A 24,206-nucleotide genomic window follows, 5' to 3' on the forward strand; every position below is an offset into this window, starting at 1 on the left:
CAAAAACTGTCATCAGGTCGGTTTACTCATCCGGCACGTCAAAAATACGGAGCCACGCGATGCTGACCCTTCTCACCTATCCTTCTGCCTTCGGACTGTTCAGCGCCAGCCCGTTCTGCGTCAAGACAGCCCTGATGCTTCAACATTCCGGTCAGGTCTGGCAACGTTCGGACATGCTTGACCCCCGCAGGATGCCGCATCAGAAACTGCCAGTGCTGCGCACGCCAGAGCGGTTGATACCGGACAGCGATCTGATCCGCGATTGGCTGGAACAGAAGGGGGCGGAGTTCGATCAGGGGCTTTCGGATGTGGAAAAAGCGCAATCCCGCGCGCTGGTACGCATGGCCGAAGAGCATCTGTATTTCCACATCGTTCTGGACCGCTGGGGCAATGACGAGGTCTGGCCGATCCTTCGCGAAACCTTTTTCACCGGAATTCCGGCCCTGATCCGAAAGCCGGCGTCCAATGCGATCCGAAAATCGGTTCTGAAAGGGATCACGTCACAAGGGATCGGCCGGTTCTCGTTGCCCGAGCGCATGGACCGGGTCGAACGCGATCTTGAGGCGATCTCGGCCCATCTGTGGCAATCCCGCTTCCTGCTGGCAGATCAACCAACATCAGCAGATATGAGCGTCGGCCCGATGCTCGCCGCCATGCGCGCAACACCTGCCGATACCCCACTGACCCGCAGGATCAAACAGGATAACCTGTTGAACAGTTACGTGGACCGGATGGATCAGGCGATACCGATTGCATGAAACCTTTTGATGACCCCACAGTCGCCTCGGCCTTTGAAGCCCTGCCCCCGCAAACACGCGCGGGGGCCCTGGCGCTTCGTGATCTGATATTGAACACAGCAGAGTCCCTGCCCGCTGCCAATCCATTGCGAGAAGAGCTGCGCTGGGGCCAACCCGCCTATCTTGCCCCCAAAGGATCAACGATCCGGCTGGGGGCTCACAAATCCGCGGATTTCGCACTGTTCGTGCACTGCCAAAGCCGATTGATCGGTGATTTCACCACGGCCTTTCCGGGCGAGGACCGGATTGACGGAAACCGGGCCGTTCTGTTCGATGACCCGGGCCAGATCGATGAAACCCGCCATGGCTGGCTGATTGCCCGGGCGCTGACCTATCACCTTTGACGGCGCTTGCGTTCGACCTTGCGCTTGATCTTGTCCTTCTTGCGCTTGGTGCTGCCTGCCTTGCGTCGCGTCGACCGCTTGCCGGGCCCGCGCCCGCGCGGCAGGGCCTGATCGTCGATGGACAGCAGTTCCAGCTCCAACCCACCGGTCACAGGTGTCGCCTCGGTCAGCCGCACCGTGACCCGCTGGCCGATGGCAATGATCAGCCCGGAATCCGAGCCCATCAGCGTTCCGGCCTCTCGATCGAAATGGAAAAATTCGCGCCCCAATGACCGCACCGGCACCAACCCGTCCGCGCCTGTTTCGTCCATTTTCACAAAGGCCCCGAACCGGGCAATGCCACTGATCCGCCCGGTGAATTCGTTGCCCACACGTTCGCTGAGATAGGCCGCCAGATAGCGGTCGGTCGTGTCGCGCTCGGCCATCATCGAGCGGCGTTCGGTATCCGAAATATGTGTGGCCGTTTCTTCAAGCCGGGCAATTTCGTCCTCGGTCAGCCCGTCATTGCCCCAGCCATGGGCCGAGATCAGCGCCCGGTGCACGATCAGGTCAGCATAGCGCCGGATGGGCGAGGTGAAATGCGCGTAGTTGCGCAGCGCCAGCCCGAAATGGCCGAAGTTTTCCGGGCTGTAATAGGCCTGCGCCATCGACCGCAAGGTGCTGAGATTGATCAGTTCGGCATCCTCGGTGCCGGCGGCGGCATTCAGCAGCGCATTCAGGTGTCGGGTTTGCAGCACCTGCCCCTTGGCTAGGTTCAATCCGGCAGCCTGCGCCGTTTCCCGCAGGCTTTCCAGCTTTTCGGGCGCGGGTTCCTCGTGCACCCGGAACAGCAGCGGACGGCGCTTGGCGATCAGTGTCTCGGCAGCCGAGACATTGGCGAGGATCATGAACTCTTCGATCAGCCGGTGCGCATCAAGCCGGTCACGGAAAGCCACGCTTTCGACCTCGCCCTTGTCGTTCAGAACGATCTTGCGCTCCGGCAGGTCCAACTCCAGCGGCTGGCGATCAGCACGGGCCTTTTTCAGCGCGGCATATGCAGCATAAAGCGGTTTCAGAACCGGCTCCAGCAACGGCCCTGTGCGGTCGTTTGGGTGACCGTCGATGGCCTCCTGCACCTCGGCATAGTTCAACGAGGCTGCCGAGCGCATCAGCCCCCGCACGAATCGGTGGCCGATCTTGTTGCCATCCGCGTCGATCTGCATCCGCACGGCGATACAGGCGCGCGGCACGCCTTCGTGCAGCGAACACAGATCGCCCGACAGACGGTCAGGCAGCATCGGCACGACGCGGTCGGGGAAATAGCTGGAATTGCCGCGCTTGCGCGCCTCACGATCCAGCGCAGAACCAGGCTGCACATAGGCGGCGACATCGGCAATGGCGACCCAGATCACATGACCGTCGGGGTTTTTGGGATCATCGTCTGCATGGGCGTAACAGGCGTCGTCATGATCCCGCGCATCCGATGGGTCGATCGTCAACAAAGGCATATCCCGCAGATCCTCGCGGCCTTTCAGGCCGACAGGTTTGGCCTTGTCGGCCTCGGCAATCACCTTGTCGGGGAAATCATCCGGGATGCCGTGCTGATGGATCGCGATCAACGAAACGGCCTTGGGCGCAGTCGGGTCGCCCAGCCGTTCGACGATGCGCGCGCGTGGCAGCCCCATGCGGTTTTTGGGCCCGGCTTGTTCGGCCTCGACCAGTTCGCCATCCCTGGCGCCCAGCGCAGCGCCTTCGGCCACCAGCCATTCGGTCGATCCGGCCTTGTCGATGGGCACGATCCGCCCGCCTTCAGCCCCTTTGCGGAAGATACCCACGATCTTGCGCGGGTTCGTCCCGATGCGACGGATCAGGCGGGCTTCGTAATTGTGATCTTCCTCATGCACCACGGTCAGACGAGCCAGAATGCGATCACCTTCGCCCAGCGCCGGGTCGCTGGCGCGGGCAATGATCAGAACGATGGGCTCGACCCCCTCGCCATGCCATTCCAGTGGCCGCGCGAACAGGTCGCCATCGGCATTCGGCGCTTTTACCTGCAACACGCTGACCGGTGGCAGGCGATCCGGGTCGCGGTAACTGCGCTTGCGCTTCTCAAGATGGCCTTCGGCCTCAAGCTCTTTGAGGATACGTTTCAGATCAATCCGATCCGCGCCCTTGATGCCAAAGGCTTTGGCGATATCGCGTTTTGAGGTCAGGGTGGGGTTCGCCGAGATCCAGTCCAGGACCTCCTGCTTGGTAGGGATGCGAGTCATACGTCCGGCCTAGCATGCGTTTGCGACCGCGTCATGACCAAAAAGCCTCAGGGGTCGAGATCGGCAACCGTATCCACATCGCGCAACTGATCAAGCAATGACACCCGACAGCCAGTGATCGACACCAGCGTGTCAGCCAATGCGTGTTCTGTCGACCAGCGCACGTCCCGGAACAGACTTGCCGGCAAAGCTGCATATCGTTGCGCGCCGACTAGCCAATAACCACCATCCGGGGCAGGCCCAAACGCCATTTGAGAACGGCCCAATGCGTCGAAAGCACGGGCAATATGGCGGCGCGAAATGCCCGGAATATCCGCACCGATCAGGCAAACCGGCCCCTTGGGCATCCCGCGCAGCATCCGCCCCATGCGATCCCCCAGGTCCCCACGCCCCTGCGCGGCGCGCGGCAGGTCAGCGGGCCATACCCGGCTGTTCAGACCCTGCTGATCGGGTGAGACGGCCAAAACGATACGCCAGCGGGGATCACGCAGCCGCCGGATCAGGGACCGGGTCTGGTGCCGAAACCACCACGCCGCTGCGACCATGCCGATTTCTCGTCCAAGCCGCGTTTTGACGCGGCCCGGACGAGGTTCCTTTACCATGATCACCAATGTGCGCTGCATGGATCAGGCGAAATAATCGGTCAGGATACGGGTATAAATCGATTTGAGTTGCTGGATCTGGGCCACCTCGACACACTCGTCGACCTGATGCATCGTGCGACCAACCAGACCGAATTCGACAACCGGGCAATGGTTCTTGATGAAACGCGCATCCGACGTACCACCGGTCGTCGAAAGCTTGGGCGTTGCGCCTGTTTCCGCCTCTACCGCTTTGGCCACCAAATCCGACAAGGGCCCCGGCGGGGTCAGAAAGCTTTCGCCTGAAATCTTGATTACGACATCTATTTCAACGCCGAACTGAGCGGCCACCTGATCTGCTTCCGACTTCAGCCAGTCACTCAGGCTGGCCCCGGAATGCAGATCATTGAAACGAATATTCACGGTTCCCTTGCACTGCGCCGGGATTACGTTGGTGGCCGCATTCCCGGTATCGATTGTCACCACTGCCAATGTCGAAGCATCGAAGTGGTCCGTGCCCTGATCCAGTTCGTGACCCGCCAGCCTATCCATCAGTCGCGCCATGGCTGGCAACGGGTTCTTGGCACGATGCGGATAGGCCGAATGCCCCTGAACACCGGTGATCGTAAACCATGCAGTCATCGACCCGCGACGGCCGATCTTCATCATTTCGCCCATCTTGTTCGGGCAGGTGGGCTCACCCACCAGACAGACTGACATACGTTCGTCCGCGTCGTCCATGTAATCCAGCAAGGCGGTCGTTCCATCCAGCGCGTCGCCTTCCTCGTCGCCGGTGATCGTCAGGATGATGGCTCCGTCAGGCGGGGTGTCGCGCACGAAATCGATTGCCGCCGCCGCAAATGCCGCAACACCGGATTTCATATCCGTTGCCCCACGCCCATACATCACACCATCCCGTATTTCGGCCCCGAAAGGCGGCATCGTCCACGCGACCTCGTCGCCGACCGGCACAACATCAGTATGGCCGTTGAACCCGAAACAGCGCGGATGGCCTTTCCGGCCCCACCGTGCGAACAGGTTGCTGACGCCACCACGGTCGACACGCGTGCATTCAAACCCCGCATCCGCCAGCACCGACCTCAGCAGAACCAGCGCGCCACCCTCGGCAGGTGTGACCGATGGGCAACGGATCAGATCGGCTGTCAATTGGACGGGGTCGGTCATGCAATGGCCTCTGGAACAGTGTCTTTCGCGGGTTCGCGCACAGATTCAACGAATTGGCCGGTTTTCCAACCCCAATTCGCAAAAATATCATTTCACCCAACTGAGCAGATATTAAAGCGACACCCTAACAAATCATGGTGGTTTACCCGGCGACCATCTTGCCGCCCGCTGCACAATCGCGTTACAGGGCCGCGAAACAGGTGAATGAAAATGAAGCGCGCATTCTTCGCACTGATCTGCCTGACTTTCGTCGTCCAAGCGCAGCAGAGCATGGCACAGTCCCTAACCGTCACGACGGTGACCCGCCCCCCGTTTTCCTATGTCGAGGACGGTGCGGATACCGGCTTTTCGATGGATCTGCTCGCCGCGCTGGCAGAGGCGCTGAACTGGGACTATTCCATCAATCGGGTCGGTTCATTCTCGGAAATGCTGGAGGCGGTTCAGAATGGGTCCGCGGATCTTGCAGTTGCCAATATCTCGATCACTGCGCTGCGGGAAACGAAAATGGACTTCACCCAGCCGATCTTTGAGGCGGGCCTACAGATCATGGTCCCATCGGAAGCCGCGCGCCAGCCTTCGCTGCTGCATGCGCTGCTCTCTAAAGAGCTGTTTATCGCCATCGGCCTGGCCTTTGCCATTCTGTTGGGCGGCGGCATGCTGATGTGGAGCTTTGAGCGCCGTGCCCAACCCTATTTCGACCGCAAGCTGAACGAAGCCTGGTTTCCCTCGTTCTGGTGGGCGCTGAACCTTGTCGTGAACGGCGGGTTCGAAGAGAGGATGCCGCGCACGCCCTTCGGCCGACTTCTGGGTGTCGTTCTGGTTGTTTCGTCACTGTTCATCGTGTCCGTTTTCACGGCCCGCATCACCTCGGTGATGACGGTGGATGCGATCACGGGCAGCGTGAATTCGGTGAATGACCTGTATGGCAAAAATGTCGGGACAATCTCGGATTCGACCGCAGCAAGTTTTCTGAACCGGCGTGAGATTGAATTCACCGGCTATCCCGGGCTGGAGCAGATGCTGGATGCGTTCCAGTCCAAACAGCTGGATGCCATCGTATTCGACGCGCCGATCCTGTCCTATTATGCGGCCCATGAAGGCCGGCGAACGGCTTCGATGACAGGCGGCGTCTTCCTGCGCGAAAATTACGGCATCGCTTTCCCGACCGGGTCGCCTCTGGTCGAGGATGTCAACCAGGCCCTGTTGTCATTGCGCGAAGACGGAACTTATGACGAAATCTACCGCAAATGGTTCGGCTTACGGAACTAGGCTTGCGACTCGTCCCCGAAGAACGGTGTCATCTGCGCGACGATAACGGCGTTTTCATCCAGCGCGCGCTGCATCAGGGCACGTTCGTCCGGTTCGATGTCATGTCCCTGTGCCTCACGCTCGGCTAGGGTCCCGTAGCCGGTGACATCCAAAGGCGCGGTGTCGGCCTGCTTCAGAATAGCCACCGTCTCGCGCACGGCCTCGGCTTCGTCCACACCACTGGCGTAGCAGATCAGTGCCGCCCCCGTCGCACCGTCCGGCAGCCCGTCGCCGTCCTTGCGGCCGATCTGGACCAGAAGGGTATAGACTTGCTGACGAGAGGGCTTCTTTTGCTTTTCCATGGGCCCTGCATTACGCGCGGTGTTTTGAAGGGTCAACTGCTTCCATCGGTCCAGGCTTTGAGCGTGGGATCTTCCGCAGCCCCCTGCCCGCCCCACAGGCCCCGAGGATTTGCAGGAATGCGACTCAGCAAAGCCCCTTCCCCATTTTCGCCCAAAAATTGAGCAGCACTTCAACTCCATTCCTTAAGTTGAATCGGGCACATTTTTGCCACATTTGAATCGCGATTCTAGCCATTTTCTGCTGAGTTCGACGCGTTTTCCGCCTTTCACAACGATGAAGACAGGCCATCTCTACGCTGGAGCCACTGCGAAAGTCATTTTTACAGGAGAATTAAAATGAGTGTTCTGTCCAAGTTAATGATGACAACTGCAAGTGTGATTGCGCTTTCCGGAGTACCTGCTGTCGCTGTGCTGTCTTTTGTGACGCCAGGTGTGGCTTACGCCCAAGACGGCGGTGGCGATAGCGAGAGCGGTGGCGACAACGAAGGCGGCGACGACAACGATGGCGGCGGCGATAACGAAGGCGGCGACGACAACGAAGGCGGCGGCGATAACGAAGGCGGCGGCGACAACGAAGGCGGCGACGACAACGAAGGCGGCGGCGATAACGAAGGCGGCGACGACAACGAAGGCGGCGGCGACAACGAAGGCGGCGACGACAACGAAGGCGGCGACGACAACGATGGCGGCGACGACAACGAAGGCGGCGGCGATAACGAAGGCGGCGGCGATAACGAAGGCGGCGGCGATAACGAAGGCGGCGGCGATAACGAAGGCGGCGGCGATAACGAAGGCGGCGACGACAACGAAGGCGGCGGCGATAACGAAAGCGAAGGCACGGAAACCAACGCAGGAAACTCAGAAGTTGACGCTATGCAGGGTGAAAATCGCTGACCCACACAGAGCGTTCGTCTGAGCCAGGACACAATCTCAGGACAGGCTCAGACCAAAGTTCGGTCGCATAAGTTAAACACCCCAAAAACTGGAAAGGCCGGAGCGGTCAGCTCCGGCCTTTCTGTACAACCGGGGCGATCAGTCCCGCAGCAATTCGTTGATGCCGGTTTTCGACCGGGTCTTTTCATCCACACGCTTCACGATCACCGCACAATACAGGCTGATGTTGTTCTTTGACGGCATCGAACCCGCGACAACCACAGAATAGGGCGGGACTTCGCCATATGTCACTTCGCCGGTTTCCCGATCCACGATCTTGGTGGATTTGCCGATGAACACGCCCATCCCCAGAACCGAGCCTTCGCGGACGATGCAGCCTTCGACCACCTCGGAGCGCGCGCCGATAAAGCAGTTGTCCTCGATGATGGTCGGGCCGGCCTGCATCGGCTCCAGCACGCCGCCGATTCCTACGCCGCCCGACAGATGGACATTTTTGCCGATCTGCGCGCAGGAGCCGACCGTCGCCCAGGTGTCGACCATGGTGCCTTCATCCACATAGGCGCCAAGGTTGACGAAGGACGGCATCAGCACCACGCCCGGCGCGATATAGGCCGACTTGCGGACAACGCAGTTGGGAACCGCACGGAACCCGGCCGAGCGCCATTGATTTTCACCCCAACCGGCGAACTTGCTGTCAACCTTATCCCACCAGCCGCCGTCCTGCGGACCGCCAGTCTGGATTTCCATGTCCTTGATGCGAAAGCCCAGAAGAACCGCCTTTTTGGCCCACTGGTTCACATGCCAGTCGCCGTTTTCCAGCTTTTCAGCAACACGCAGCGACCCGCTGTCCAGCGCGTTCAGCGTGTCTTCGATCGCTTCGCGTTGTTCACCTGCTGTGGCGGGTGTGATCGTGTCGCGCGCCTCCCAGGCGGCTTCGATGGCGGCTTCCAGTTGCGCGTTGGACATGGGGCGTCTCCCTACAGAATCTGTTCATGTTGGTTTGGCCTATACGCAAGCCGGGCCCATGGCGCAATGCGACGAACACGGGCCATTTTGCGTCTGAAAGGCCCGCAATCAGCTGGCGCGGCGTATATGTCGGGTCAGAATACCTTTTGCCGTACCCAGGTCCTTCCGCCTGAGTGCCTGAACAAGTGCCGCGTGATCCTTGTCAGTTTGCTGCACCCATTTCGACCGCCAGTGCGCAAACAAGTGGCGTGCGCTTGCGATATGCAGATCGTCGATGGTGTGCAACAGACGGGGCAGCCCGCAAGGTGTCAGGATCGCGCGATGGAATGCTCTGTTCAACGCCTCCCATTGGGGCATCGTCTGCGCCTCGTCACAGGCGATGCGTGCGCGATCGATTTTGTCCAAAGCGACCGGAGACATGTTCTGCACCGATTGCTGCAACGCCAGTGTTTCCAGCGCCACGCGCATTTCGATGACCTCTCGCACCTCTGCCGGGTCCAGCGCCGTGACCCGCATGCCCCGGCGCGGCTCATGCCGGGCCAATCCATGCGCCTCAAGCCGCAACAGGGCTTCCCGCACCGGAACATGGCTGGTGTCGAAGGTGCGGGCAATATGATCCTGCCGCAGCTTTTCCCCGGCGCTCAGCTCTCCGGTGATGATCTGCTGGCTGAGGTTCTGGTAAATCGTGTCCGAGATCGTAGCGGTCATAAATTATAGATAAAATCTACAAGACCCATCCTCAACCAGATAATTCACCCCGCAAGCGGGTCCGGCGCAATATTCGCACCGCACACCAGAACGGCCACGCGTTCGCCCGGTTCGGGCCGGTACACGCCCGAGGTCAAGGCTGCCAACGCCGTGGCGCCCGCCGGTTCCACCAGAATACGATGCGCCTGCCACAACATCTTCTGAGCCGCCGCGATGGCATCATCCGACACCAGGACTGACGTCATCCCCTGTGCCAAATCAAAACAGATCTGCCCGATCCGGCGCGCGCCCAGGGCGTTTGCCGCGATCCCGGATACGGAAACATCCACCGGTTCACCGGCCTGCAACGCCGCATTCAATGCGCAAGAGGTCTGGGGTTCGACCGCTACGACCTTGCGCGCACCGTCGAACCAGGCCAACGCCCCGGCGATCAGCCCACCCCCGCCCACGGCGACCAGCACCGTATCTGCCTGTAGACCCTGCGCATCCCATTCCGCAAAGCAGGTCCCCTGCCCCACCACGGTAGCCGGCGCATCATAGGCGTGTATCTGCATCGCTCCGGTTTCCGCTTCATGCGCCTGCGCCTGTGTCAGCGCATTGGCGTATTCGCCGGGCACAACGCTCAGATCCGCGCCGGATTGCCGGATCAATGCAATCTTGGATGGCCCTGCCAGTTCGGGCACGAAAATCTTGGCCGGATAACCAAGCGCCTGCGCCGCAAAGGCCGCCGCCGCACCATGATTGCCACCGGATGCAGCCACGACACCTGCATCGGGTACGTCGAGGCTCAGCAACGTATTGAACGCACCGCGCGCCTTGAAACTGCCCGTGTGCTGCATATGCTCCAGCTTCAGTTCAATGGGGTGGCCCGGAATTCGGCTCTCGATCACCGGCGTCACCTGCGTATGTCCGGCGATGCGATCCCGCGCCGCTGATATTTCGTTTTTCCAATTCATTCTTGTCTTTCCGTGACTGGCGCTCTGCCCGCGAACCCTATAGCTGTTTGGAAAACACGCAAGCAGGGATCGATCACCCATGAGAGAAGACCGCCACAATCCGTTTCGCGATGCGCAGACAGATCGCTCGACCGCGAGCGAAGTGCCGGACACGCCGCAAACGCGATCGTCCGCCTATCGCCTTGCCTTTGCCGATGATGAATTCCTGTGCCGGGACGAGCTGCGCCCGGTACGTCTGCAACTGGAACTGTTGAAACCCGAGATGATCATGAGCGAGCGCGAGATCACCTCGACCATCGTGATGTTCGGCGGCGCGCGCATCCCTGAACCATCGCAGAAACACACCGCACGAACGGAAACGCTGGCTGGTCTGTCGGCCTATTATGACGAGGCGCGCGAGTTCGCGCGGCTGATGACCGTGAAATCGAACGAGACCGGCTGCCGTGAAAACGTGATCGTCACGGGCGGCGGCCCCGGTGTGATGGAGGCAGGCAACCGTGGGGCACAGGACGCGGGCGGATGTTCCATCGGGTTGAATATCGTTCTGCCGCACGAACAGGCCCCGAACCTTTATGTGACGCCGGATCTCAGCTTCAACTTCCACTATTTCGCCATCCGCAAGATGCACTTCCTGATGCGCGCCCGCGCCATCACGATTTTCCCCGGTGGTTTCGGCACATTGGACGAGCTGTTCGAATCCCTGACCCTGATTCAGACCGGCCGGATGGACCGCGTGCCCTTCCTGCTGTTTGGTCGCGAATTCTGGGAAAAGGTCATCAACTGGAAAGCCCTGGCGGATGCCGGAACCATCTCGGACGAGGATCTTGACCTTTTCCGCTTTGTGGACACGGCGCAGGAAGCGGTCGAGATCATCGAAAACTGGGAGCCCGCCCCACCCCGCGACGAAATTCCGGGGCGCTGAACCATGGCACCCAAGACCGGAGAGATGCTGCATCTGCGTGGAAATGCGTTGAACGCCGGTGAGCCGGTAACCCTGCCGCTTACCCAAAGCAGCATGTACCACCTGCCCGGCGTGACGGAAGGTTTGCGCACCTATGGCCGCGTCGACAACCCAACCTGGGAGCATCTGGAGCATGTTCTGTCGCATTTGGAAGACGCGCCCTGCCTGACATTCCCTTCGGGGATGGCAGCGATCTCGGCAGCGTTGTTCGCGACCCTGAAGGCCGGATCACGCCTGCTGATCCCGTCGGACGGGTACTACGTGACACGCCTGCTGGCGGATCGTTTCCTTTCACGTCTGGGCGTGACCGTCGAGGAACGACCCACTGTCGCCTTTACCAACGGCGGTTTTGACGGGTTCGATGTTGTCTTTGTAGAAAGCCCCTCAAACCCCGGTTTGGATATGATCGATCTGGCAGTGGTTGCCGAACAGGTGCGCGCTGCCGGGGGCATAACTATTGCCGACAACACGACGATGACTCCGTTGGGTCAGCGTCCTCTCGATCTGGGCATCGATGTGGTTGTCTCGTCCGACACCAAGGCGATGGGCGGGCATTCCGACATGCTGATGGGTCATGTGGCCAGCGGCAACGACGACATCATGGAACGGGTCGAGGAATGGCGGAAAGTTTCCGGCTCGATTCCGGGGCCACATGAAGCATGGCTGCTGCACCGCGGCCTTGAAACGCTGGATGTACGCTTCGACCGTATGTGCAGCTCGGCGCAGGTGTTGGCCGAACGATTGACGTCACATCCCGCAGTTAAACAGGTCCGCTATCCGGGTCTGCCGGGCGATCCATCCCACAAACTGGCGCAGGCACAGACGGCACGCTACGGGTTTCTGCTGTCCCTGACACTGGAAAGTGAAGAGAAAGCCGAAGCCTTCATCAACAATTGCCCGCTTCTGCGCCCGGCCACGTCTTTCGGGGGTGTCCACAGCTCGGCCGAGCGGCGCGCGCGCTGGGGCGACGACGTTGATCCGGCCTTCATTCGCTTGTCCGTCGGATGCGAACCCGTGGAAGAGCTGTGGCAAGCCATCGAGGCCAGCCTGAACGCGCTGTGATTACTTCTTGGGCTCACGCAGTTCTTTGAACACGTAGATCGGCAGCACAACGCTGGCGATCAACGCCCCCAGCCAGACCAGCAGCGTTGCCGCCAGCAGGTTCGAAACCCCGCCAACGGTCAGCCCCGACGCGATGAGGTCGGTTACGAACAGGCCCACAAATGTCACGACCAGGGCGATCCCGCCTTTCAATGCGGGCGCTTTCTTTTCGCCAAGTTTCAGTATCAAGGGCTCGGCGATCACCTGAACGACGGTGAAAACGATCACAACCACGATAAATGAGATCGGCTTGATCGCGAAACCGGCCAGTATCAGCGAAGCCAGCAACAGCCCGATGGCATTGCCGGCCAGCAGGGCCAAAGCGGATTTGATTCTGCGCGACATGGGATGGCCTCCGTCAATCTACAATCAGAAATATGAAGATATTAGCAGGCTTCTGAGTTTTTTCGAGACAATTCAATCGCCTCTTCCTTTTGACCCGTTGAAAACACGTGGTAGAACACATTCATCAAGATCAGACCTGTCCCTGACCCGTGAGTGTGAGATGAGCGACGATCCCTATTCCGTCCTTGGCGTACCGAAAGACGCCAGCGCAGCCGAGATCAAGAAAGCCTACAGGCGTATTGCCAAGGAATGCCACCCAGACCTGAAACCCGGCGATGCCACGGCCGAGGCCAAGTTCAAGGCCGCCGCCGCTGCTTATGATCTGTTGAAAGATCCTGAAACACGTGCGCGTTTCGACAACGGGGAAATAGACGCCTCGGGTCAGGAGCGCCCGCAACAGCAATATTACCGGGACTATGCCGAGGCCGCTGGAAACCCCTATCGCGGGCGTCAGGCAGATCCCGACGACATGTCAGACATCTTCGCCGAGTTCATGCGCGGTCGCGGCGGTTTTGGCGGCCAGCGCGGCCAAGAGTTTCACGCACCGGGCCACAATCTGAACTACTCGCTTCAAATCAGCTTCCTTGATGCCGTGTTCGGGGCCAGTCAGAAACTGACCCTGCCCGACGGCGACCGGATCGAGGTCAAAATCCCGGCAGGGATCACCGACGGCCAGACCATCCGGTTGCGCGGCAAAGGCGCGCCGGGATATGGCGAAGGCCCTCCGGGTGACGCACTGGTGACGGTTTCGGTCGCCAAGCACCCGGTTTTTGAACGTCAGGGCGACGACATCCTTATTACGCTGCCGATCACAATCGATGAGGCCATTCTGGGCGGAAAAGTCGCCGCCCCCACCATCGATGGCGGTGTGAACGTCAATGTTCCAGCGGGCACCAGCAGCGGCAAGACCCTTCGCCTGCGCGGTAAAGGGGTGAAAAAACGCGGCTCATCCCAGCGCGGCGACCAACTGATCGAACTGACCGTTGCGATGCCTGACAAGGTCGATGATGACCTCAGGCAGTTCATGGAGACCTGGCGCGATACGCACCGCTACGATCCGCGGAAAGGAATGCAGCTATGACCCTGACCGAAAAGGAACTGATCGAAACCGTCTCGCGCCTGACCTCGGACCGCCTGACCGAATACCTGGCGGCGGAAATCGTGATTCCGGAACAATCGGATCAAGGGCTGGTCTATCACAGTATCGACGTTGCCCGGCTGGAACTGGCCTGCGAGTTGCATGAACAGTACGACATGGAGGCCGATGCGCTGTCGATGATGATCTCATTGATTGATCAGATGCATGGGCTGCGCGCCGAACTGCGCGAGGTTCTGAACGCGGTCGAGGCACAACCCGAACCGGTGCGGCAGCAACTGGTCAAGGTCATCGGTACAGCGCGGTTCCGTCGCAGATAATGGGGTTTTGGACTCGACCCATTTGGCGTAGAAGGCCGCCTTGATCCTTTGTCAGGTAGCTTCCATGACCCAGCCCAGATCCGAGTTGCTGATGCCTGCGGGCAATCTGCGCAAACTGAAACTCGCCATCCTCTATGGGGCAGACGCCGTGTATCTGGGTACGCCGGATATGTCGCTGCGCACCAAGTCCGAGTTTTCGCTGGACGAGGTGATCGAAGGGGTCGAGTTCTGCCACAACCATGGCCGACGCGCCTATCTGACGCTGAACCTGTTTTCGCATAACAAAGACATCCCGAAACTGGATGAGTACATCGACACTGTGCGCAAGGTGAAGCCCGATGGGTTGATCATCGCTGATCCGGGTGTGTTCCAATATGTCCGTGAGCGAGCGCCGGAACTGCCGCTGCATATCTCGACGCAAGCCAATATCTGTTCGTGGCTGTCGGTGAAGTTCTGGCAGGATCAGGGCGCAGAACTGGTGGTTCTGGCCCGCGAGGTTTCCTATCCCGAACTGGTCGAGATCCGTGAGAAATGCCCTGATATCAAGCTAGAAGCCTTCGTCCACGGTGCCATGTGCATGACCTATTCGGGCCGCTGCCTGCTGTCGAACTTCATGGCCGAACGCGGCGCCAACCAGGGCAATTGCGCCAATTCCTGCCGCTGGAACTATGGCCTGAAGCTGCGCCTCAAGGACGGCACGCATCAGGAACTCCGCATCACCGAGGAAAACGCCGACCTGTTCGAGTTCCTGCTGGAAGAAGGCTGCCGCCCCGGTGACCTGATGCCGATCGAGGAGGATGATCGCGGATCGTATATCCTGAATTCGCGCGATCTGTGCATCATGCCCAAGCTGGACGAATACCTGAAGATCGGCGTCGACAGCCTCAAGGTCGAAGGGCGCGGCAAGTCGGAATACTACGCCGCCATCGTCGCCCGGGCCTACCGGATGGCCATCGACGACTATCACGCGGACCCCGAGAACTGGGATCCGAAGCCCTATATGCGCGAACTCGAAACCGTCGGGAACCGCGGCTATACGCTGGCCTTCCACGAAGGGCGGCTGACCAACTATGCGCATGACTACGAACACACCGCTTCGATCGCGCAGTGGGAGTATGCGGGGATCGTGACCGAAGTGACCGAGGATGCCTTTCTGGTCGAGGTAAAGAACAAGCTGGAACCGGGCGATGTGCTGGATTTCGTCTCGCCCATCTCGCGCGAGACGGTTCTGCTGCGGGTTTATGATTTCGAACGCGCATCCGATGGTGCGCGGATGGACGTGGTGCATGGCAGCACTAAAACAGTGATCCGCCTGCCCTTCACCCTGTTCGACCACGAGGATGCCGACGATCTGCGCGCCCGGTTCCCCGCCTATTCCGTCCTGCGCAAGGAACGCGCCCTGACAGACGAACACTGGAGCCGCATCCGCTTTGACAAGCTGGTGCAGGGGTTGGAAACCACGGGCCGTGACAATCCTGGCGCCTATGCCCGCCGCCGCGACGCCTTGGTTGAAAAGATCGGCGAATACGGTAACGAACGCCGGTTCAAAACCAACCGCATCGGCACCGAGGGTTGCTGCGGCAAAGGTTGCAACGGCTGCTTGATTTTCTGGCAGGACGAGAAATACGCGCTGGCCCGCGAAGTTCTGTCAAAACGCAAGCAGGGCGAACAGCTCAGCCGCCGCGAAGCAACGGAATTGAAGCTGCCGGACGCAAAAGCCTGAGCTGGCTCAATCGCGCGTTCGATAGTCTTCCGGTACATAAAACGTATAGTCCCGATCTGCCACCTGTTCGTGGCAGACATGGCAATAGGCCACAGCACCGGCGCGGTCGCCCATAGTGTCCCCAAACACCGAACCGTCCGGCAAGACCATGATGTAACGCCAATCCGCCGTGTCCGGGCTGGCACCTTCTGCCAGTTTCTCCATTATGAACATGGCCCCGGGATACACGCGACCTTCATCCGTCACGGTCATGCTGTCCTTGGCAAGAACCGACCCCATTGGAAGTTCCTCACCTTCCTGCAACGTCGCGTAGTTATGCGCCATGCGATTGGCATAGCTGTTCACATACCTTTGTCCGTGGGTCGCCGAAATATAGGGCGCATCGTTGAAAAGCGGCCAGCTTTGGTAGTTGAGGATCAGGTCCAGTTGCGCCACGGCGTAGCCCCGCGCCATGCGGCGGTCGAGGGATCGGTAGTGTTCCAAAGCCTCCTGTTTGTTCAGCTGGGCAGGGTTTTCGATTGCGATATGAGCGTCCTGGCCGTCAGCGACAGCCAAGCCTGAACCTGAAACGATAGCAAGCGCAGCGGCGCCATAACGGATGATCGAAAAAGAACTTGCATTCATAATCGTGGCCCACCTGAAATTCAGTTCACCTGAGCGCCTTCTGCACCACCTGAAACAGTCTAGCGGAATCGCAAAAACTTGCCACCTCTCACCCGGACACCTCACCGGCTTGTGCATCGAATTGAAGAGGCAAATTCAGCGACGGGCACGAGAAATATAGCAAATTATGCATGTGGTTTCAGCATCTGAAACATTAAGTTTGAACAAAACAATTTTGACGTGCGGACGGAGCCAGAAAACACTTTCGGCGCGATCTGATCAAGCCAAGCCGAGATCGACCAAACCCTATCGGCTCAGACCCGTTTCAGCCTCGATTTGTTTGCGTGATTTGCGCGCCCGTTCGGTTGCCGACTTCAACTGACCGCAAGCCGCCATGATGTCCTCGCCGCGCGTCTTGCGGATGGGCGAGGCATAGCCGGCCTGATAGATGATGTTGGCGAAGGCGCGGATGCGGTTGTTCGAGCTGCGCTTGTACGGTGCACCGGGCCATTCATTGAACGGGATCAGGTTGATCTTGGCCGGAATCTTGTGGCGCTTGATGTGATCGATCAGACGATGCGCGTCTTCGTCACTGTCATTCACACCATCCAGCATCACGTATTCAAACGTGATCCGCTCAGAGTTCGAAGCATTGGGATAGCTGGCCAAAGCGGTCAGCAGTTCCTCGATATTCCAACGTTTGTTGATTGGCACCAGAACGTCGCGGGTTTCATCGGTGGTGGCGTGGAACGAGATCGCCAGAAGGCACCCGATTTCCTCGGCCGTGCGCGCGATCTCGGGCACCACGCCCGAGGTCGACAGGGTAATCCGCCGGCGCGACAGCGAAATGCCCTCGGGGTCCATGGCGATCTTCATCGCGTCGCGGACGTTTTCGAAATTGTAAAGCGGCTCGCCCATGCCCATCAGAACGATGTTCGACAGCAGGCGGGTTTCGTCCTTTGGTGCGCCGGGGGTTGGCCATTCCTCAAGATCGTCGCGCGCCATCATGATTTGGCCGACGATTTCGGCGGATGTCAGGTTTCTTACAAGTTTTTGGGTTCCGGTGTGACAGAACGAACAGGTCAGCGTGCACCCCACCTGGGACGAGATGCACAGGGTTCCGCGATCCTCCTCGGGGATATAGACCACCTCGACCTCATGCCCGCCGGCGATGCGGCACAGGTATTTACGGGTACCATCCTCGGACACCTGACGCGTCACCACTTCGGGGATTTCGATGACGAAATGCTCGGCCAGTTGTGCGCGATAGGCTTTGGCGAGATTGGTCATCTGGGCAAAATCGCGCACACCCCATTGATAGATCCATTGCCAGATCTGGCCGGTGCGCATCTTGGCCTGTTTCTCGGGCGTGCCGTGTTCAATCAAGGTGTCGCGCAGCCTGTCGCGCGTAAGGCCGACAAGGTTCACCTTCCCGTCGGGCAGTTTGCGCGGGATGGTCATGACGTCTTGGGTGATCGGCGCTTTGGGCGACATTGGCGTATCTCAAAGGAATCGGACTTGGGATGCGCCTCTATATAGGAACCTGCGCAAAGATCAAAAGGTTTCCTGGGCCGGCAGGCCCGGCACGATGTACATGCCGGGCCTTTTTGATCAGTTTACCGGCGGCGGTGTATAGCAATCATTGGCGTCCAGGGTCTGAACCGGATCTTTCGGGCCACATTGTTCGCCCGATATCGGATAGGAATCCGCGGTCTTCTCGCAAGCGCTCAGTACTGCGACGGATGCGGCCAGAACCAGAGTGATCCAAGTTTTCTGTTTCATCACGATGTCCTCTCTCAGTGGCTGAACCACTTAGTTCACATTGCCGGATGCGAAACTTTGATGCGGATCAAAACTGGCAGATTACCATACGTCAAAAGCCCCGCGACCAGGCGGGGCCTTTTGAACAATCGGCGCGATAAGATCAGTTGGTGCAGCGCTTTTCAGCGTCTTCAATCGCTGCGGTAAAGCCCAGCAGCGAGAAGGTGTCTTTCGTCTGCGTCCCACGCTCGGACCGGGCGGTCAGAACAGCCTCGGTTCCGCGCTTCAGGGCGGTGATGATCTTGGCATCATCCGCATCCGACGCGGCCCAGGCCCATTCGCCTTCTGTGAACAGTTCGAACTCGGTCCCGTCCACGTTCAGGTTCACCGTCGAACCCGCGGCAAACGGGTAGCCGCCGGTAAAGGTCAATTGGCCCTTCACCTCGGCATTCGGACGATAGAACACAAACAGAAGGATATCGCTGCGTCGTACGGAAACCACGCGTCCACCGCGGGTGTTCACGGTTTCCTTGGGTGCCGAAACGCTCCAGCATTCGGTGGGATCGTCTTCGACAAAAACGCTCCAATCCGTTTTTGCAGCAACGCGGTTGGTGCTTGTCGCCTGTTGGGCGATTGCAGAAGTTGCGGCGATGCCTGCCACACACAGGCCCGCAATCGTACGAACGAGCATTGATCCCATTTGTCCAGCCTCCTAGCTCGACCCTTACCTCATACCCATCGGACACGTCTGCGAACCCTGCCGGTTCGTCTATTCGTTTGCGTCTTCCGATGTTTGCCGACATACACACACTAACGCAGGTTTCGCCACAGGCGAAAGGGCGATTGGCAGAATTTTGCGCATAAATTTCGGAGGTCCAGATGACGCAGCCCGTACCCATGACAGAACTTTGGCGCGGCCCTCTGCTGGAAAGTCTGCATCTGGGTCATGCGGTTATTTGCGATGACACGGGCCAGATCGTGCGCAGTTGGGGCAACCCACAATCCGTCATATACCCGCGGTCATCCGCCAAGATGATTCAAGCGCTTCCGTTGGTCACATCAGGGGCAGCGGCGAAATACGGCCTGACCAGCGAACTCCTCGCGTTGGCCTGCGCTTCGCATAACGGGGCGGCAATCCACACGGATCGCGTGACGGCGTGGCTGGACCATCTTGGGTTGAACGAGCACGATCTGCGGTGCGGCCCACAGGAACCCGCCGACACCGCCGCGCGCGACCGGCTGATTTTGGCGGACGACACGCCTTGCCAGATCCACAACAATTGCTCGGGCAAACATTGCGGGTTTCTGACTTTGGCACAGCACATGGGCGCCGGGCCGGAATACCTTGAAATTGATCATCCGGTGCAACAAGCCTGCCTGTCTGCCGTCGAAGAAACAACAGGCGAGACCAGCCCGGCATACGGCATCGATGGTTGTTCCGCCCCGAATTTCGCCACATCGCTTTTCGGTTTGGCACGTTCGATGGCTTGGTTTGCCAGCGCTTCGGACAGGTCTGATCGCTCCAGCGACGCAGCAGCTCAGCTTGTGGCCGCGATGGTCAAACACCCGGAACTGGTTGCCGGGGAAACCCGCGCCTGCACCGAACTGATGCGCGCGATGAACGGACGTGTTGCCATCAAGACCGGGGCCGAGGCCGTGTTCGTGGCCATCATCCCGGAAAAACGCATGGGCGTTGCGCTGAAGATCACCGATGGCACCACACGGGCCAGCGAATGCGCGATTGCCGCCATTCTTGTCAGCCTTGGTGTGCTGGAGGCCGATCACCCGGCCACCCGCAAATTCATGAACGCCACGCAATACAGCCGCCGGGGGCTGGAATGCGGCGTGATCAAACCTGCGCCGGGTTTCCCCGGCTAAGGCCGCTACATCTCGATCTCGTGCACCTCGGCCACTTCAACCGAGCCCGAGCCGTTGACAACCATCGGACAGCCCTTGGCCATCTCGGTCGCGGCGTCGATGCTGTCGGCCTTGATCACGGTAAAGCCCGAGGCCGGGTTTGCACCACCATTGTCGACAACCCCGCTGCTGCTGACCGTATAGGATTGTCCGACCGGGTTGCCGGGGATCTCTAACGCTTCGGCCATACCCTGAAACCATGCGCCCCAAGCGGCCATGGTCGCCTCAATCTCGGCGGGGTCGGTCGGGGTGTGTCCCCCGTGATAGACAAACAAATATTGGGGCATATCGCTCCTCCCTGATGAAACCTTATTTGCACTTCGCTTCGAGTTTGCGCAGCGAAGACGTCCAGCCCTGATTGTGGTTCGCGGCGGCTTCGGCATCGGCCAGTTCGCGGTGGTCCAAGACCAGGCGTGACCCTGTGCCTGTCGCTGTGACTGTGAAGGTGACGTGGCTTTCAGCCCCGCGCTGATCCTGATCGTCATGCCAGCCCCAGGTAAACCCGACCGAGTTCGGCGGGTCGACATGCGTGACGTGGCCCGAGACCTTGTATTGCTGGCCCTCGCCGTTTTCCATGACCGAATACCACGGGCCGGTGCGCGAGAAATCCAGATTGTGTTCAGGCACGTGCATCCCTTCGGGCCCCCACCATTGCAACAACCGGCTGCCGTCGCTGATCCATGCAAACAGGTCTTCTGGGCTGACGGGGAAGTCCCGTTCCAGTTTCAGGTCGGCCATGAATTCTCCCTTTCGATGATATCACTGAGGCGATCGAGGCTGCTTTCCCAGAATTGCCGTTTGGAGATCGTCCAGTCGGCAATCATCCGCAGCCCGTCGGGCCGGATGGAGTACATCCGTTGGGTGCCCCGCACGCGCTGTTCAACCAGCCCGGCTTCGCGCAATACTTTCAGATGGCGCGAAATCGCAGCGCCGGAGATTCCGCGCCCTTCGATCAGGTCACCGGCGGGCAGTTCGCCCTGCTCCATCAGTTGCTCGACAATCGAGAACCGGGTGGCATCGGACAAAGCGGAAAAGGTGGTCAGAAGCGTGCTCATGACCATTATTTAACACAAATGTTAAATAATGAAAAGCCCTGTCAGGATTCGACAAAATCCGCGCGACTGTACCCTTGCAGGTAAAGCAGTGCCGTCAGGTCGCCGTGATTCACCCGCACATCGCATTTCGCGGCCACCGACGGTTTGGCATGAAGGGCAACCCCGGTTCCGGCCCGCCCCAGCATGCCCAGATCATTGGCCCCGTCGCCGACGGCGATCACGTCATCCTCGGACAGGCCAAGGCGAGTGGAGATCTGTTCAAGCGCCTCGATTTTGGCCTGACGTCCCAGAATAGGACGCGCCACATCGCCCGTCAGTTTGCCATCTGCGGCCAGCAGAGTGTTGGCGCGGTTTTCATCGAACCCCAGCAGTTCTGCCACCCGCGCGGTGAAGGCGGTAAAGCCACCGGACACCAGCGCAGCATAGGCTCCGTTAGCCCGCATCGTTGCCAGCAACGCCTGTCCGCCGGGCATCAGGGTGATCCGTTCGCGCAGGACTTTGCCAATGACGCTTTCATCCAGATCCTTCAGCAGACCAACCCGTTCGATCAGGGCACCTTCGAAATCCAACTCTCCGTTCATGGCGCGGGCGGTGATGTCCTTGACCCTTTCGCCGACGCCAGCTTCGTCCGCCAGTTCATCAATGCATTCCTGCTGGATCATGGTGCTGTCCATATCGGCCAGCAGCATCTGTTTACGCCGCCCCTGTGCGGGCTGCACAATCAGGTCCACGCCCATGCCCTGCAAGTCTGCCCAAACGTCCCAGCGATTGGCGGGCATGTCGCGCAGGTCAAACTCGACCGCCTCGTCCGGGCTGAGCCATTGAACATCCCCACCGCCCCACGCGTTGCGCAGCGATTCCGGCAAGGCGCGGTCCAGCGAGGGTGCAGCCGGGTTGGTCAGCAAAGTGGCGACGTACATATTAATTCTCCAATGTCATACCCAGGCGAGCAGACTCAGGGCGTCAACGGTGTTCGACCCTGTTCGGTCAGTTCCCAGCAATTCTGTCCCTCGAATACGGCGACGCCCGTCGGGCGTCCGTACCCGGCCCCCGTGTCCAGATTGATCCGGTTGCCATAATGCGTCGCCTGATCCACAGGCGTGTGTCCATGAACGATCAGTTTGGGATGCGGGCCTTGGTAGTCGTGGAAGTCCTGTCTGATCCAGATCAGATCACTTGCCTGCTGTTCATTCAGTGGCACACCCGGACGGATACCCGCATGAACAAAGGCAATCTCGGGCGTCTGATGCATCACCACCAGATCGCGCAGAAAGGTCAGGTGCGATTTCGGCACGGCTGCCTGTGCCATCCGGTGCAGGTTTTCAAGGCGGATCTGACCTTCGAATTCCACCCCATAGCTGCGCAGGGTTTCGACCCCGCCCAACCTGTCATGCAGCCAGTGGTATCCCACCAACAAATGCGGATCGTGGCGCGGAGTGTCCTCCATGAACCAGGCAAACATGCGATCGTGATTGCCCAGCAGAGTGATCCACTTCAGGCCCGCATCGCGCCCGGCAATCAGACGCTCGATCAGCCCGCGGCTGTCAGGGCCGCGATCCACATAATCACCCAGAAACACGATCTGGGCATCCGGGCCGCCATCACTTTGGATCAGAGACAGCGCGCGTTCCAGCTCGGCCACCTGCCCGTGCAGATCACCAACAACGTAGACAGGCTGTGTCATAGGTCCTCCGACGGTAAGGTTCAGCTCGCTTGTGCCGCAGATTGCAGCCTGAGAAAACAAAGGACCCGGGCCTTCGGTCAACCGGGTCCTGAACTGTTTCTCAAACTCAACAGGCCACGTCAGGCGACATCAAATTCCAGCGGCTTGATCTGCGTGAACAGACCCGTTTCCGCCAGCTTGGCGCGTGCCTCAGCCGGAACGGGTTCGTCGACATAAAGCAACGCAATCGCTTCTCCGCCGGCCTCGGATCGACCGAGGGTAAAGTTCGCGATGTTGACGTTGTTCTCGCCCATGGTCTGACCCAGCGTGCCGATGATGCCGGGCACGTCTTCGTTGGTGGTGTACAGCATATGAGCGCCGACCTCGGCATCGATGTTGATGCCCTTGATCTGGATGAAACGCGGCTTGCCATCGCTGAACACCGTACCAGCGATCGACCGTTCACGCTTGTCCGTTACGACCGTGACCTTGATATAGCCATCAAAAACACCCGATTTGTCCTGATTGGTGGTCGAGATCTTGATCCCACGTTCCTTGGCAACAACCGGGGCCGACACCATGTTAACCTCGGGGTTGAACTTTTTCATGATCCCGGCGACCACCGAGCAGTTCAACGCCGCCAGATTCATTTCAGCGGCCACACCATCATACAGGATATTGATCGCCTTGACCGGCTCATCCGTCATCTGGCCGATGAAGCTGCCCAGATGGCCGGCCAGCTTGATCCACGGCCCCATCACCTTGGCTTCTTCCGCCGTCACACTGGGCATGTTCAAAGCGTTCTCGACCGCACCTGTCAGCAGATAGTTCGAGATCTGCTCGGCCACCTGCAGCGCCACATTCTCCTGCGCTTCAGTCGTTGCTGCACCAAGATGCGGCGTGCAGACCACGTTTGGCAGATTGAACAGGGGGTTGTCCTTGGCGGGTTCCTCACCGAACACGTCAAACGCGGCGCCAGCAACGTGACCGGATTGCAGCGCCTCGGCCAAAGCCTCCTCATCCACCAGACCACCACGAGCGCAGTTGATGATGCGCACGCCCTTCTTGGTTTTGGCAAGGTTCTCACGGCTCAGAATATTGCGGGTCTGATCCGTCAGCGGCACGTGCAGGGTGACGAAGTCAGCGCGCGACAGCAACTCGTCCAGCTCAACCTTTTCCACGCCCATCTTGGCGGCTTTCTCTTCGCCCAGATAGGGATCATAGGCGATGACTTTCATCTTCAGGCCAAGCGCACGCTCGCACACGATGCCACCGATGTTCCCCGCACCAATGACGCCGAGTGTCTTGTTGGTCAGCTCGATCCCCATGAACTTGGACTTTTCCCACTTGCCCGCATGGGTCGAAGTCGAG

28 protein-coding genes are annotated in these 24,206 nt (G+C 59.6%); 10 read left to right on the forward strand and 18 right to left on the reverse strand.

The window, feature by feature from the left end; translation table 11 throughout:
• The first annotated feature begins 59 nt into the window (after window positions 1-59).
• Entirely contained in the window at window positions 60-758 is a 699-nt protein-coding gene (locus AC2FNN_RS12985) for a glutathione S-transferase family protein (protein WP_496758985.1), read from the forward strand.
• Window positions 755-1,141, forward strand: a complete 387-nt coding sequence (locus tag AC2FNN_RS12990; RefSeq protein ID WP_496758986.1) for a DUF1801 domain-containing protein — start codon at window positions 755-757, stop codon at window positions 1,139-1,141. The genes AC2FNN_RS12985 and AC2FNN_RS12990 overlap by 4 nt, the downstream gene beginning before the upstream one ends.
• Here the strand turns inward: AC2FNN_RS12990 and rnr are convergent.
• Genes rnr through dapE form a run of 3 tightly spaced genes read right to left on the reverse strand, consistent with a single transcriptional unit; the run spans window position 1,132 to window position 5,156 of the window.
• A complete protein-coding gene (gene rnr, locus AC2FNN_RS12995; RefSeq protein WP_496758987.1) occupies window positions 1,132-3,390 on the reverse strand; it encodes a ribonuclease R in 2,259 nt (752 codons plus the stop codon). The genes AC2FNN_RS12990 and rnr overlap by 10 nt on opposite strands.
• A 47-nt stretch (window positions 3,391-3,437) precedes the next feature.
• Window positions 3,438-4,013, reverse strand: coding sequence for a TIGR04282 family arsenosugar biosynthesis glycosyltransferase (locus AC2FNN_RS13000; protein ID WP_496758988.1), 576 nt, complete (start codon window positions 4,011-4,013; stop codon window positions 3,438-3,440).
• Window positions 4,014-4,016: 3 nt separating this feature from the next.
• The gene (gene dapE, locus AC2FNN_RS13005; RefSeq protein WP_496758989.1) at window positions 4,017-5,156 is read right to left on the reverse strand and encodes a succinyl-diaminopimelate desuccinylase; all 1,140 of its coding nucleotides are present in this window, start codon (window positions 5,154-5,156) and stop codon (window positions 4,017-4,019) included.
• Window positions 5,157-5,366: 210 nt separating this feature from the next.
• Here dapE and AC2FNN_RS13010 point away from each other — a divergent pair, with 210 nt between their 5' ends.
• Window positions 5,367-6,425, forward strand: coding sequence for a transporter substrate-binding domain-containing protein (locus AC2FNN_RS13010; RefSeq protein ID WP_496758990.1), 1,059 nt, complete (start codon window positions 5,367-5,369; stop codon window positions 6,423-6,425).
• Here AC2FNN_RS13010 and AC2FNN_RS13015 read toward each other — a convergent pair.
• Window positions 6,422-6,766: a DUF8846 family protein gene (locus AC2FNN_RS13015; RefSeq protein ID WP_496758991.1), complete on the reverse strand. Its 345-nt coding sequence runs from the start codon at window positions 6,764-6,766 to the stop codon at window positions 6,422-6,424. The genes AC2FNN_RS13010 and AC2FNN_RS13015 overlap by 4 nt on opposite strands.
• Window positions 6,767-7,102: 336 nt before the next feature.
• Here AC2FNN_RS13015 and AC2FNN_RS13020 point away from each other — a divergent pair, with 336 nt between their 5' ends.
• Window positions 7,103-7,660 carry a hypothetical protein gene (locus AC2FNN_RS13020; protein ID WP_496758992.1) on the forward strand — a complete coding sequence of 186 codons (558 nt, stop codon included), beginning with the start codon at window positions 7,103-7,105 and terminating at the stop codon, window positions 7,658-7,660.
• A gap of 138 nt (window positions 7,661-7,798) precedes the next feature.
• Here the strand turns inward: AC2FNN_RS13020 and dapD are convergent, their stop codons facing one another.
• The 3 genes from dapD to AC2FNN_RS13035 all read right to left on the reverse strand — a co-directional run bounded on the left by dapD (window position 7,799) and on the right by AC2FNN_RS13035 (window position 10,290).
• Window positions 7,799-8,626, reverse strand: a complete 828-nt coding sequence (gene dapD / locus AC2FNN_RS13025) for a 2,3,4,5-tetrahydropyridine-2,6-dicarboxylate N-succinyltransferase (protein ID WP_496758993.1) — start codon at window positions 8,624-8,626, stop codon at window positions 7,799-7,801.
• A gap of 108 nt (window positions 8,627-8,734) precedes the next feature.
• Window positions 8,735-9,334 carry a GntR family transcriptional regulator gene (locus AC2FNN_RS13030; RefSeq protein ID WP_496758994.1) on the reverse strand — a complete coding sequence of 200 codons (600 nt, stop codon included), beginning with the start codon at window positions 9,332-9,334 and terminating at the stop codon, window positions 8,735-8,737.
• Window positions 9,335-9,378: 44 nt separating this feature from the next.
• Window positions 9,379-10,290: a threonine/serine dehydratase gene (locus tag AC2FNN_RS13035; RefSeq protein WP_496758995.1), complete on the reverse strand. Its 912-nt coding sequence runs from the start codon at window positions 10,288-10,290 to the stop codon at window positions 9,379-9,381.
• A 79-nt stretch (window positions 10,291-10,369) separates the two neighbouring features.
• Between AC2FNN_RS13035 and AC2FNN_RS13040 the strand changes: the two genes are divergently transcribed.
• Both AC2FNN_RS13040 and AC2FNN_RS13045 read left to right on the forward strand, forming a co-directional pair.
• Window positions 10,370-11,212, forward strand: coding sequence for an LOG family protein (locus AC2FNN_RS13040; protein WP_171638604.1), 843 nt, complete (start codon window positions 10,370-10,372; stop codon window positions 11,210-11,212).
• A 3-nt stretch (window positions 11,213-11,215) separates the two neighbouring features.
• Window positions 11,216-12,313 carry a cystathionine gamma-lyase gene (locus tag AC2FNN_RS13045; protein WP_496758996.1) on the forward strand — a complete coding sequence of 366 codons (1,098 nt, stop codon included), beginning with the start codon at window positions 11,216-11,218 and terminating at the stop codon, window positions 12,311-12,313.
• On the opposite strand, the gene AC2FNN_RS13050 is transcribed toward AC2FNN_RS13045, so the two are convergent.
• Complete coding sequence (locus tag AC2FNN_RS13050) at window positions 12,314-12,697, reverse strand: hypothetical protein (RefSeq protein ID WP_496758997.1); 384 nt, start codon at window positions 12,695-12,697, stop codon at window positions 12,314-12,316.
• 160 nt (window positions 12,698-12,857) lie between these two features.
• Here AC2FNN_RS13050 and AC2FNN_RS13055 point away from each other — a divergent pair, with 160 nt between their 5' ends.
• From AC2FNN_RS13055 to AC2FNN_RS13065, 3 genes are all read left to right on the forward strand, one after another.
• Entirely contained in the window at window positions 12,858-13,778 is a 921-nt protein-coding gene (locus AC2FNN_RS13055; protein WP_496758998.1) for a DnaJ C-terminal domain-containing protein, read from the forward strand.
• Window positions 13,775-14,113 (forward strand): hypothetical protein, encoded by a 339-nt coding sequence (locus tag AC2FNN_RS13060; protein WP_496758999.1) that lies wholly within the window; start codon window positions 13,775-13,777, stop codon window positions 14,111-14,113. Before AC2FNN_RS13055 ends, AC2FNN_RS13060 begins: the two co-directional genes overlap by 4 nt.
• A gap of 64 nt (window positions 14,114-14,177) precedes the next feature.
• Window positions 14,178-15,836 (forward strand): U32 family peptidase, encoded by a 1,659-nt coding sequence (locus AC2FNN_RS13065; protein WP_496759000.1) that lies wholly within the window; start codon window positions 14,178-14,180, stop codon window positions 15,834-15,836.
• 6 nt (window positions 15,837-15,842) lie between these two features.
• Here the strand turns inward: AC2FNN_RS13065 and AC2FNN_RS13070 are convergent, their stop codons facing one another.
• The 4 genes from AC2FNN_RS13070 to AC2FNN_RS13085 all read right to left on the reverse strand — a co-directional run bounded on the left by AC2FNN_RS13070 (window position 15,843) and on the right by AC2FNN_RS13085 (window position 18,900).
• A complete protein-coding gene (locus AC2FNN_RS13070; protein WP_496759001.1) occupies window positions 15,843-16,460 on the reverse strand; it encodes a cytochrome P460 family protein in 618 nt (205 codons plus the stop codon).
• 285 nt (window positions 16,461-16,745) lie between these two features.
• Window positions 16,746-17,933 carry a dual-specificity RNA methyltransferase RlmN gene (gene rlmN, locus AC2FNN_RS13075; RefSeq protein WP_496759002.1) on the reverse strand — a complete coding sequence of 396 codons (1,188 nt, stop codon included), beginning with the start codon at window positions 17,931-17,933 and terminating at the stop codon, window positions 16,746-16,748.
• A gap of 117 nt (window positions 17,934-18,050) precedes the next feature.
• Window positions 18,051-18,221 (reverse strand): hypothetical protein, encoded by a 171-nt coding sequence (locus tag AC2FNN_RS13080; RefSeq protein WP_496759003.1) that lies wholly within the window; start codon window positions 18,219-18,221, stop codon window positions 18,051-18,053.
• Window positions 18,222-18,363: 142 nt separating this feature from the next.
• Entirely contained in the window at window positions 18,364-18,900 is a 537-nt protein-coding gene (locus AC2FNN_RS13085; RefSeq protein ID WP_171119964.1) for an invasion associated locus B family protein, read from the reverse strand.
• A 179-nt stretch (window positions 18,901-19,079) separates the two neighbouring features.
• On the opposite strand from AC2FNN_RS13085, the gene AC2FNN_RS13090 reads away from it, so the two are divergent.
• On the forward strand, window positions 19,080-20,078 hold the full coding sequence (locus AC2FNN_RS13090) for an asparaginase (RefSeq protein WP_496759004.1): 999 nt from the start codon (window positions 19,080-19,082) through the stop codon (window positions 20,076-20,078).
• Between the two features lie 5 nt (window positions 20,079-20,083).
• Here AC2FNN_RS13090 and AC2FNN_RS13095 read toward each other — a convergent pair whose 3' ends face one another.
• From AC2FNN_RS13095 to serA, 6 genes are all read right to left on the reverse strand, one after another.
• Window positions 20,084-20,404, reverse strand: coding sequence for a YciI family protein (locus tag AC2FNN_RS13095; RefSeq protein WP_209505048.1), 321 nt, complete (start codon window positions 20,402-20,404; stop codon window positions 20,084-20,086).
• Between the two features lie 22 nt (window positions 20,405-20,426).
• Complete coding sequence (locus tag AC2FNN_RS13100) at window positions 20,427-20,855, reverse strand: SRPBCC family protein (protein ID WP_171638619.1); 429 nt, start codon at window positions 20,853-20,855, stop codon at window positions 20,427-20,429.
• Window positions 20,843-21,172 carry an ArsR/SmtB family transcription factor gene (locus AC2FNN_RS13105; RefSeq protein ID WP_496759005.1) on the reverse strand — a complete coding sequence of 110 codons (330 nt, stop codon included), beginning with the start codon at window positions 21,170-21,172 and terminating at the stop codon, window positions 20,843-20,845. Before AC2FNN_RS13105 ends, AC2FNN_RS13100 begins: the two co-directional genes overlap by 13 nt.
• Before the next feature lie 41 nt (window positions 21,173-21,213).
• Window positions 21,214-22,092: a phosphoserine phosphatase SerB gene (serB, locus tag AC2FNN_RS13110; RefSeq protein WP_496759006.1), complete on the reverse strand. Its 879-nt coding sequence runs from the start codon at window positions 22,090-22,092 to the stop codon at window positions 21,214-21,216.
• A gap of 35 nt (window positions 22,093-22,127) precedes the next feature.
• Window positions 22,128-22,856, reverse strand: a complete 729-nt coding sequence (locus tag AC2FNN_RS13115) for a metallophosphoesterase family protein (protein WP_496759007.1) — start codon at window positions 22,854-22,856, stop codon at window positions 22,128-22,130.
• Window positions 22,857-22,975: 119 nt separating this feature from the next.
• Window positions 22,976-24,206, reverse strand: a 1,231-nt coding sequence (gene serA / locus AC2FNN_RS13120; RefSeq protein ID WP_496759008.1) for a phosphoglycerate dehydrogenase, incomplete at its 5' end; no start/stop codon positions are given.

Source organism: Ruegeria sp. BHSA118 (genome assembly GCF_059613405.1).

What these genes read in the sequence shown, in the direction of transcription:
- AC2FNN_RS12985 (WP_496758985.1), top strand. Translation starts at nt 60, where the DNA reads ATGCTGACCCTTCTCACCTATCCTTCTGCCTTCGGACTGTTCAGCGCC.
- AC2FNN_RS12990 (WP_496758986.1), top strand. Translation starts at nt 755, where the DNA reads ATGAAACCTTTTGATGACCCCACAGTCGCCTCGGCCTTTGAAGCCCTG.
- rnr (WP_496758987.1), bottom strand. Translation starts at nt 3,390, where the DNA reads ATGACTCGCATCCCTACCAAGCAGGAGGTCCTGGACTGGATCTCGGCG.
- AC2FNN_RS13000 (WP_496758988.1), bottom strand. Translation starts at nt 4,013, where the DNA reads ATGCAGCGCACATTGGTGATCATGGTAAAGGAACCTCGTCCGGGCCGC.
- dapE (WP_496758989.1), bottom strand. Translation starts at nt 5,156, where the DNA reads ATGACCGACCCCGTCCAATTGACAGCCGATCTGATCCGTTGCCCATCG.
- AC2FNN_RS13010 (WP_496758990.1), top strand. Translation starts at nt 5,367, where the DNA reads ATGAAGCGCGCATTCTTCGCACTGATCTGCCTGACTTTCGTCGTCCAA.
- AC2FNN_RS13015 (WP_496758991.1), bottom strand. Translation starts at nt 6,766, where the DNA reads ATGGAAAAGCAAAAGAAGCCCTCTCGTCAGCAAGTCTATACCCTTCTG.
- AC2FNN_RS13020 (WP_496758992.1), top strand. Translation starts at nt 7,103, where the DNA reads ATGAGTGTTCTGTCCAAGTTAATGATGACAACTGCAAGTGTGATTGCG.
- dapD (WP_496758993.1), bottom strand. Translation starts at nt 8,626, where the DNA reads ATGTCCAACGCGCAACTGGAAGCCGCCATCGAAGCCGCCTGGGAGGCG.
- AC2FNN_RS13030 (WP_496758994.1), bottom strand. Translation starts at nt 9,334, where the DNA reads ATGACCGCTACGATCTCGGACACGATTTACCAGAACCTCAGCCAGCAG.
- AC2FNN_RS13035 (WP_496758995.1), bottom strand. Translation starts at nt 10,290, where the DNA reads ATGAATTGGAAAAACGAAATATCAGCGGCGCGGGATCGCATCGCCGGA.
- AC2FNN_RS13040 (WP_171638604.1), top strand. Translation starts at nt 10,370, where the DNA reads ATGAGAGAAGACCGCCACAATCCGTTTCGCGATGCGCAGACAGATCGC.
- AC2FNN_RS13045 (WP_496758996.1), top strand. Translation starts at nt 11,216, where the DNA reads ATGGCACCCAAGACCGGAGAGATGCTGCATCTGCGTGGAAATGCGTTG.
- AC2FNN_RS13050 (WP_496758997.1), bottom strand. Translation starts at nt 12,697, where the DNA reads ATGTCGCGCAGAATCAAATCCGCTTTGGCCCTGCTGGCCGGCAATGCC.
- AC2FNN_RS13055 (WP_496758998.1), top strand. Translation starts at nt 12,858, where the DNA reads ATGAGCGACGATCCCTATTCCGTCCTTGGCGTACCGAAAGACGCCAGC.
- AC2FNN_RS13060 (WP_496758999.1), top strand. Translation starts at nt 13,775, where the DNA reads ATGACCCTGACCGAAAAGGAACTGATCGAAACCGTCTCGCGCCTGACC.
- AC2FNN_RS13065 (WP_496759000.1), top strand. Translation starts at nt 14,178, where the DNA reads ATGACCCAGCCCAGATCCGAGTTGCTGATGCCTGCGGGCAATCTGCGC.
- AC2FNN_RS13070 (WP_496759001.1), bottom strand. Translation starts at nt 16,460, where the DNA reads ATGAATGCAAGTTCTTTTTCGATCATCCGTTATGGCGCCGCTGCGCTT.
- rlmN (WP_496759002.1), bottom strand. Translation starts at nt 17,933, where the DNA reads ATGTCGCCCAAAGCGCCGATCACCCAAGACGTCATGACCATCCCGCGC.
- AC2FNN_RS13080 (WP_496759003.1), bottom strand. Translation starts at nt 18,221, where the DNA reads ATGAAACAGAAAACTTGGATCACTCTGGTTCTGGCCGCATCCGTCGCA.
- AC2FNN_RS13085 (WP_171119964.1), bottom strand. Translation starts at nt 18,900, where the DNA reads ATGGGATCAATGCTCGTTCGTACGATTGCGGGCCTGTGTGTGGCAGGC.
- AC2FNN_RS13090 (WP_496759004.1), top strand. Translation starts at nt 19,080, where the DNA reads ATGACGCAGCCCGTACCCATGACAGAACTTTGGCGCGGCCCTCTGCTG.
- AC2FNN_RS13095 (WP_209505048.1), bottom strand. Translation starts at nt 20,404, where the DNA reads ATGCCCCAATATTTGTTTGTCTATCACGGGGGACACACCCCGACCGAC.
- AC2FNN_RS13100 (WP_171638619.1), bottom strand. Translation starts at nt 20,855, where the DNA reads ATGGCCGACCTGAAACTGGAACGGGACTTCCCCGTCAGCCCAGAAGAC.
- AC2FNN_RS13105 (WP_496759005.1), bottom strand. Translation starts at nt 21,172, where the DNA reads ATGAGCACGCTTCTGACCACCTTTTCCGCTTTGTCCGATGCCACCCGG.
- serB (WP_496759006.1), bottom strand. Translation starts at nt 22,092, where the DNA reads ATGTACGTCGCCACTTTGCTGACCAACCCGGCTGCACCCTCGCTGGAC.
- AC2FNN_RS13115 (WP_496759007.1), bottom strand. Translation starts at nt 22,856, where the DNA reads ATGACACAGCCTGTCTACGTTGTTGGTGATCTGCACGGGCAGGTGGCC.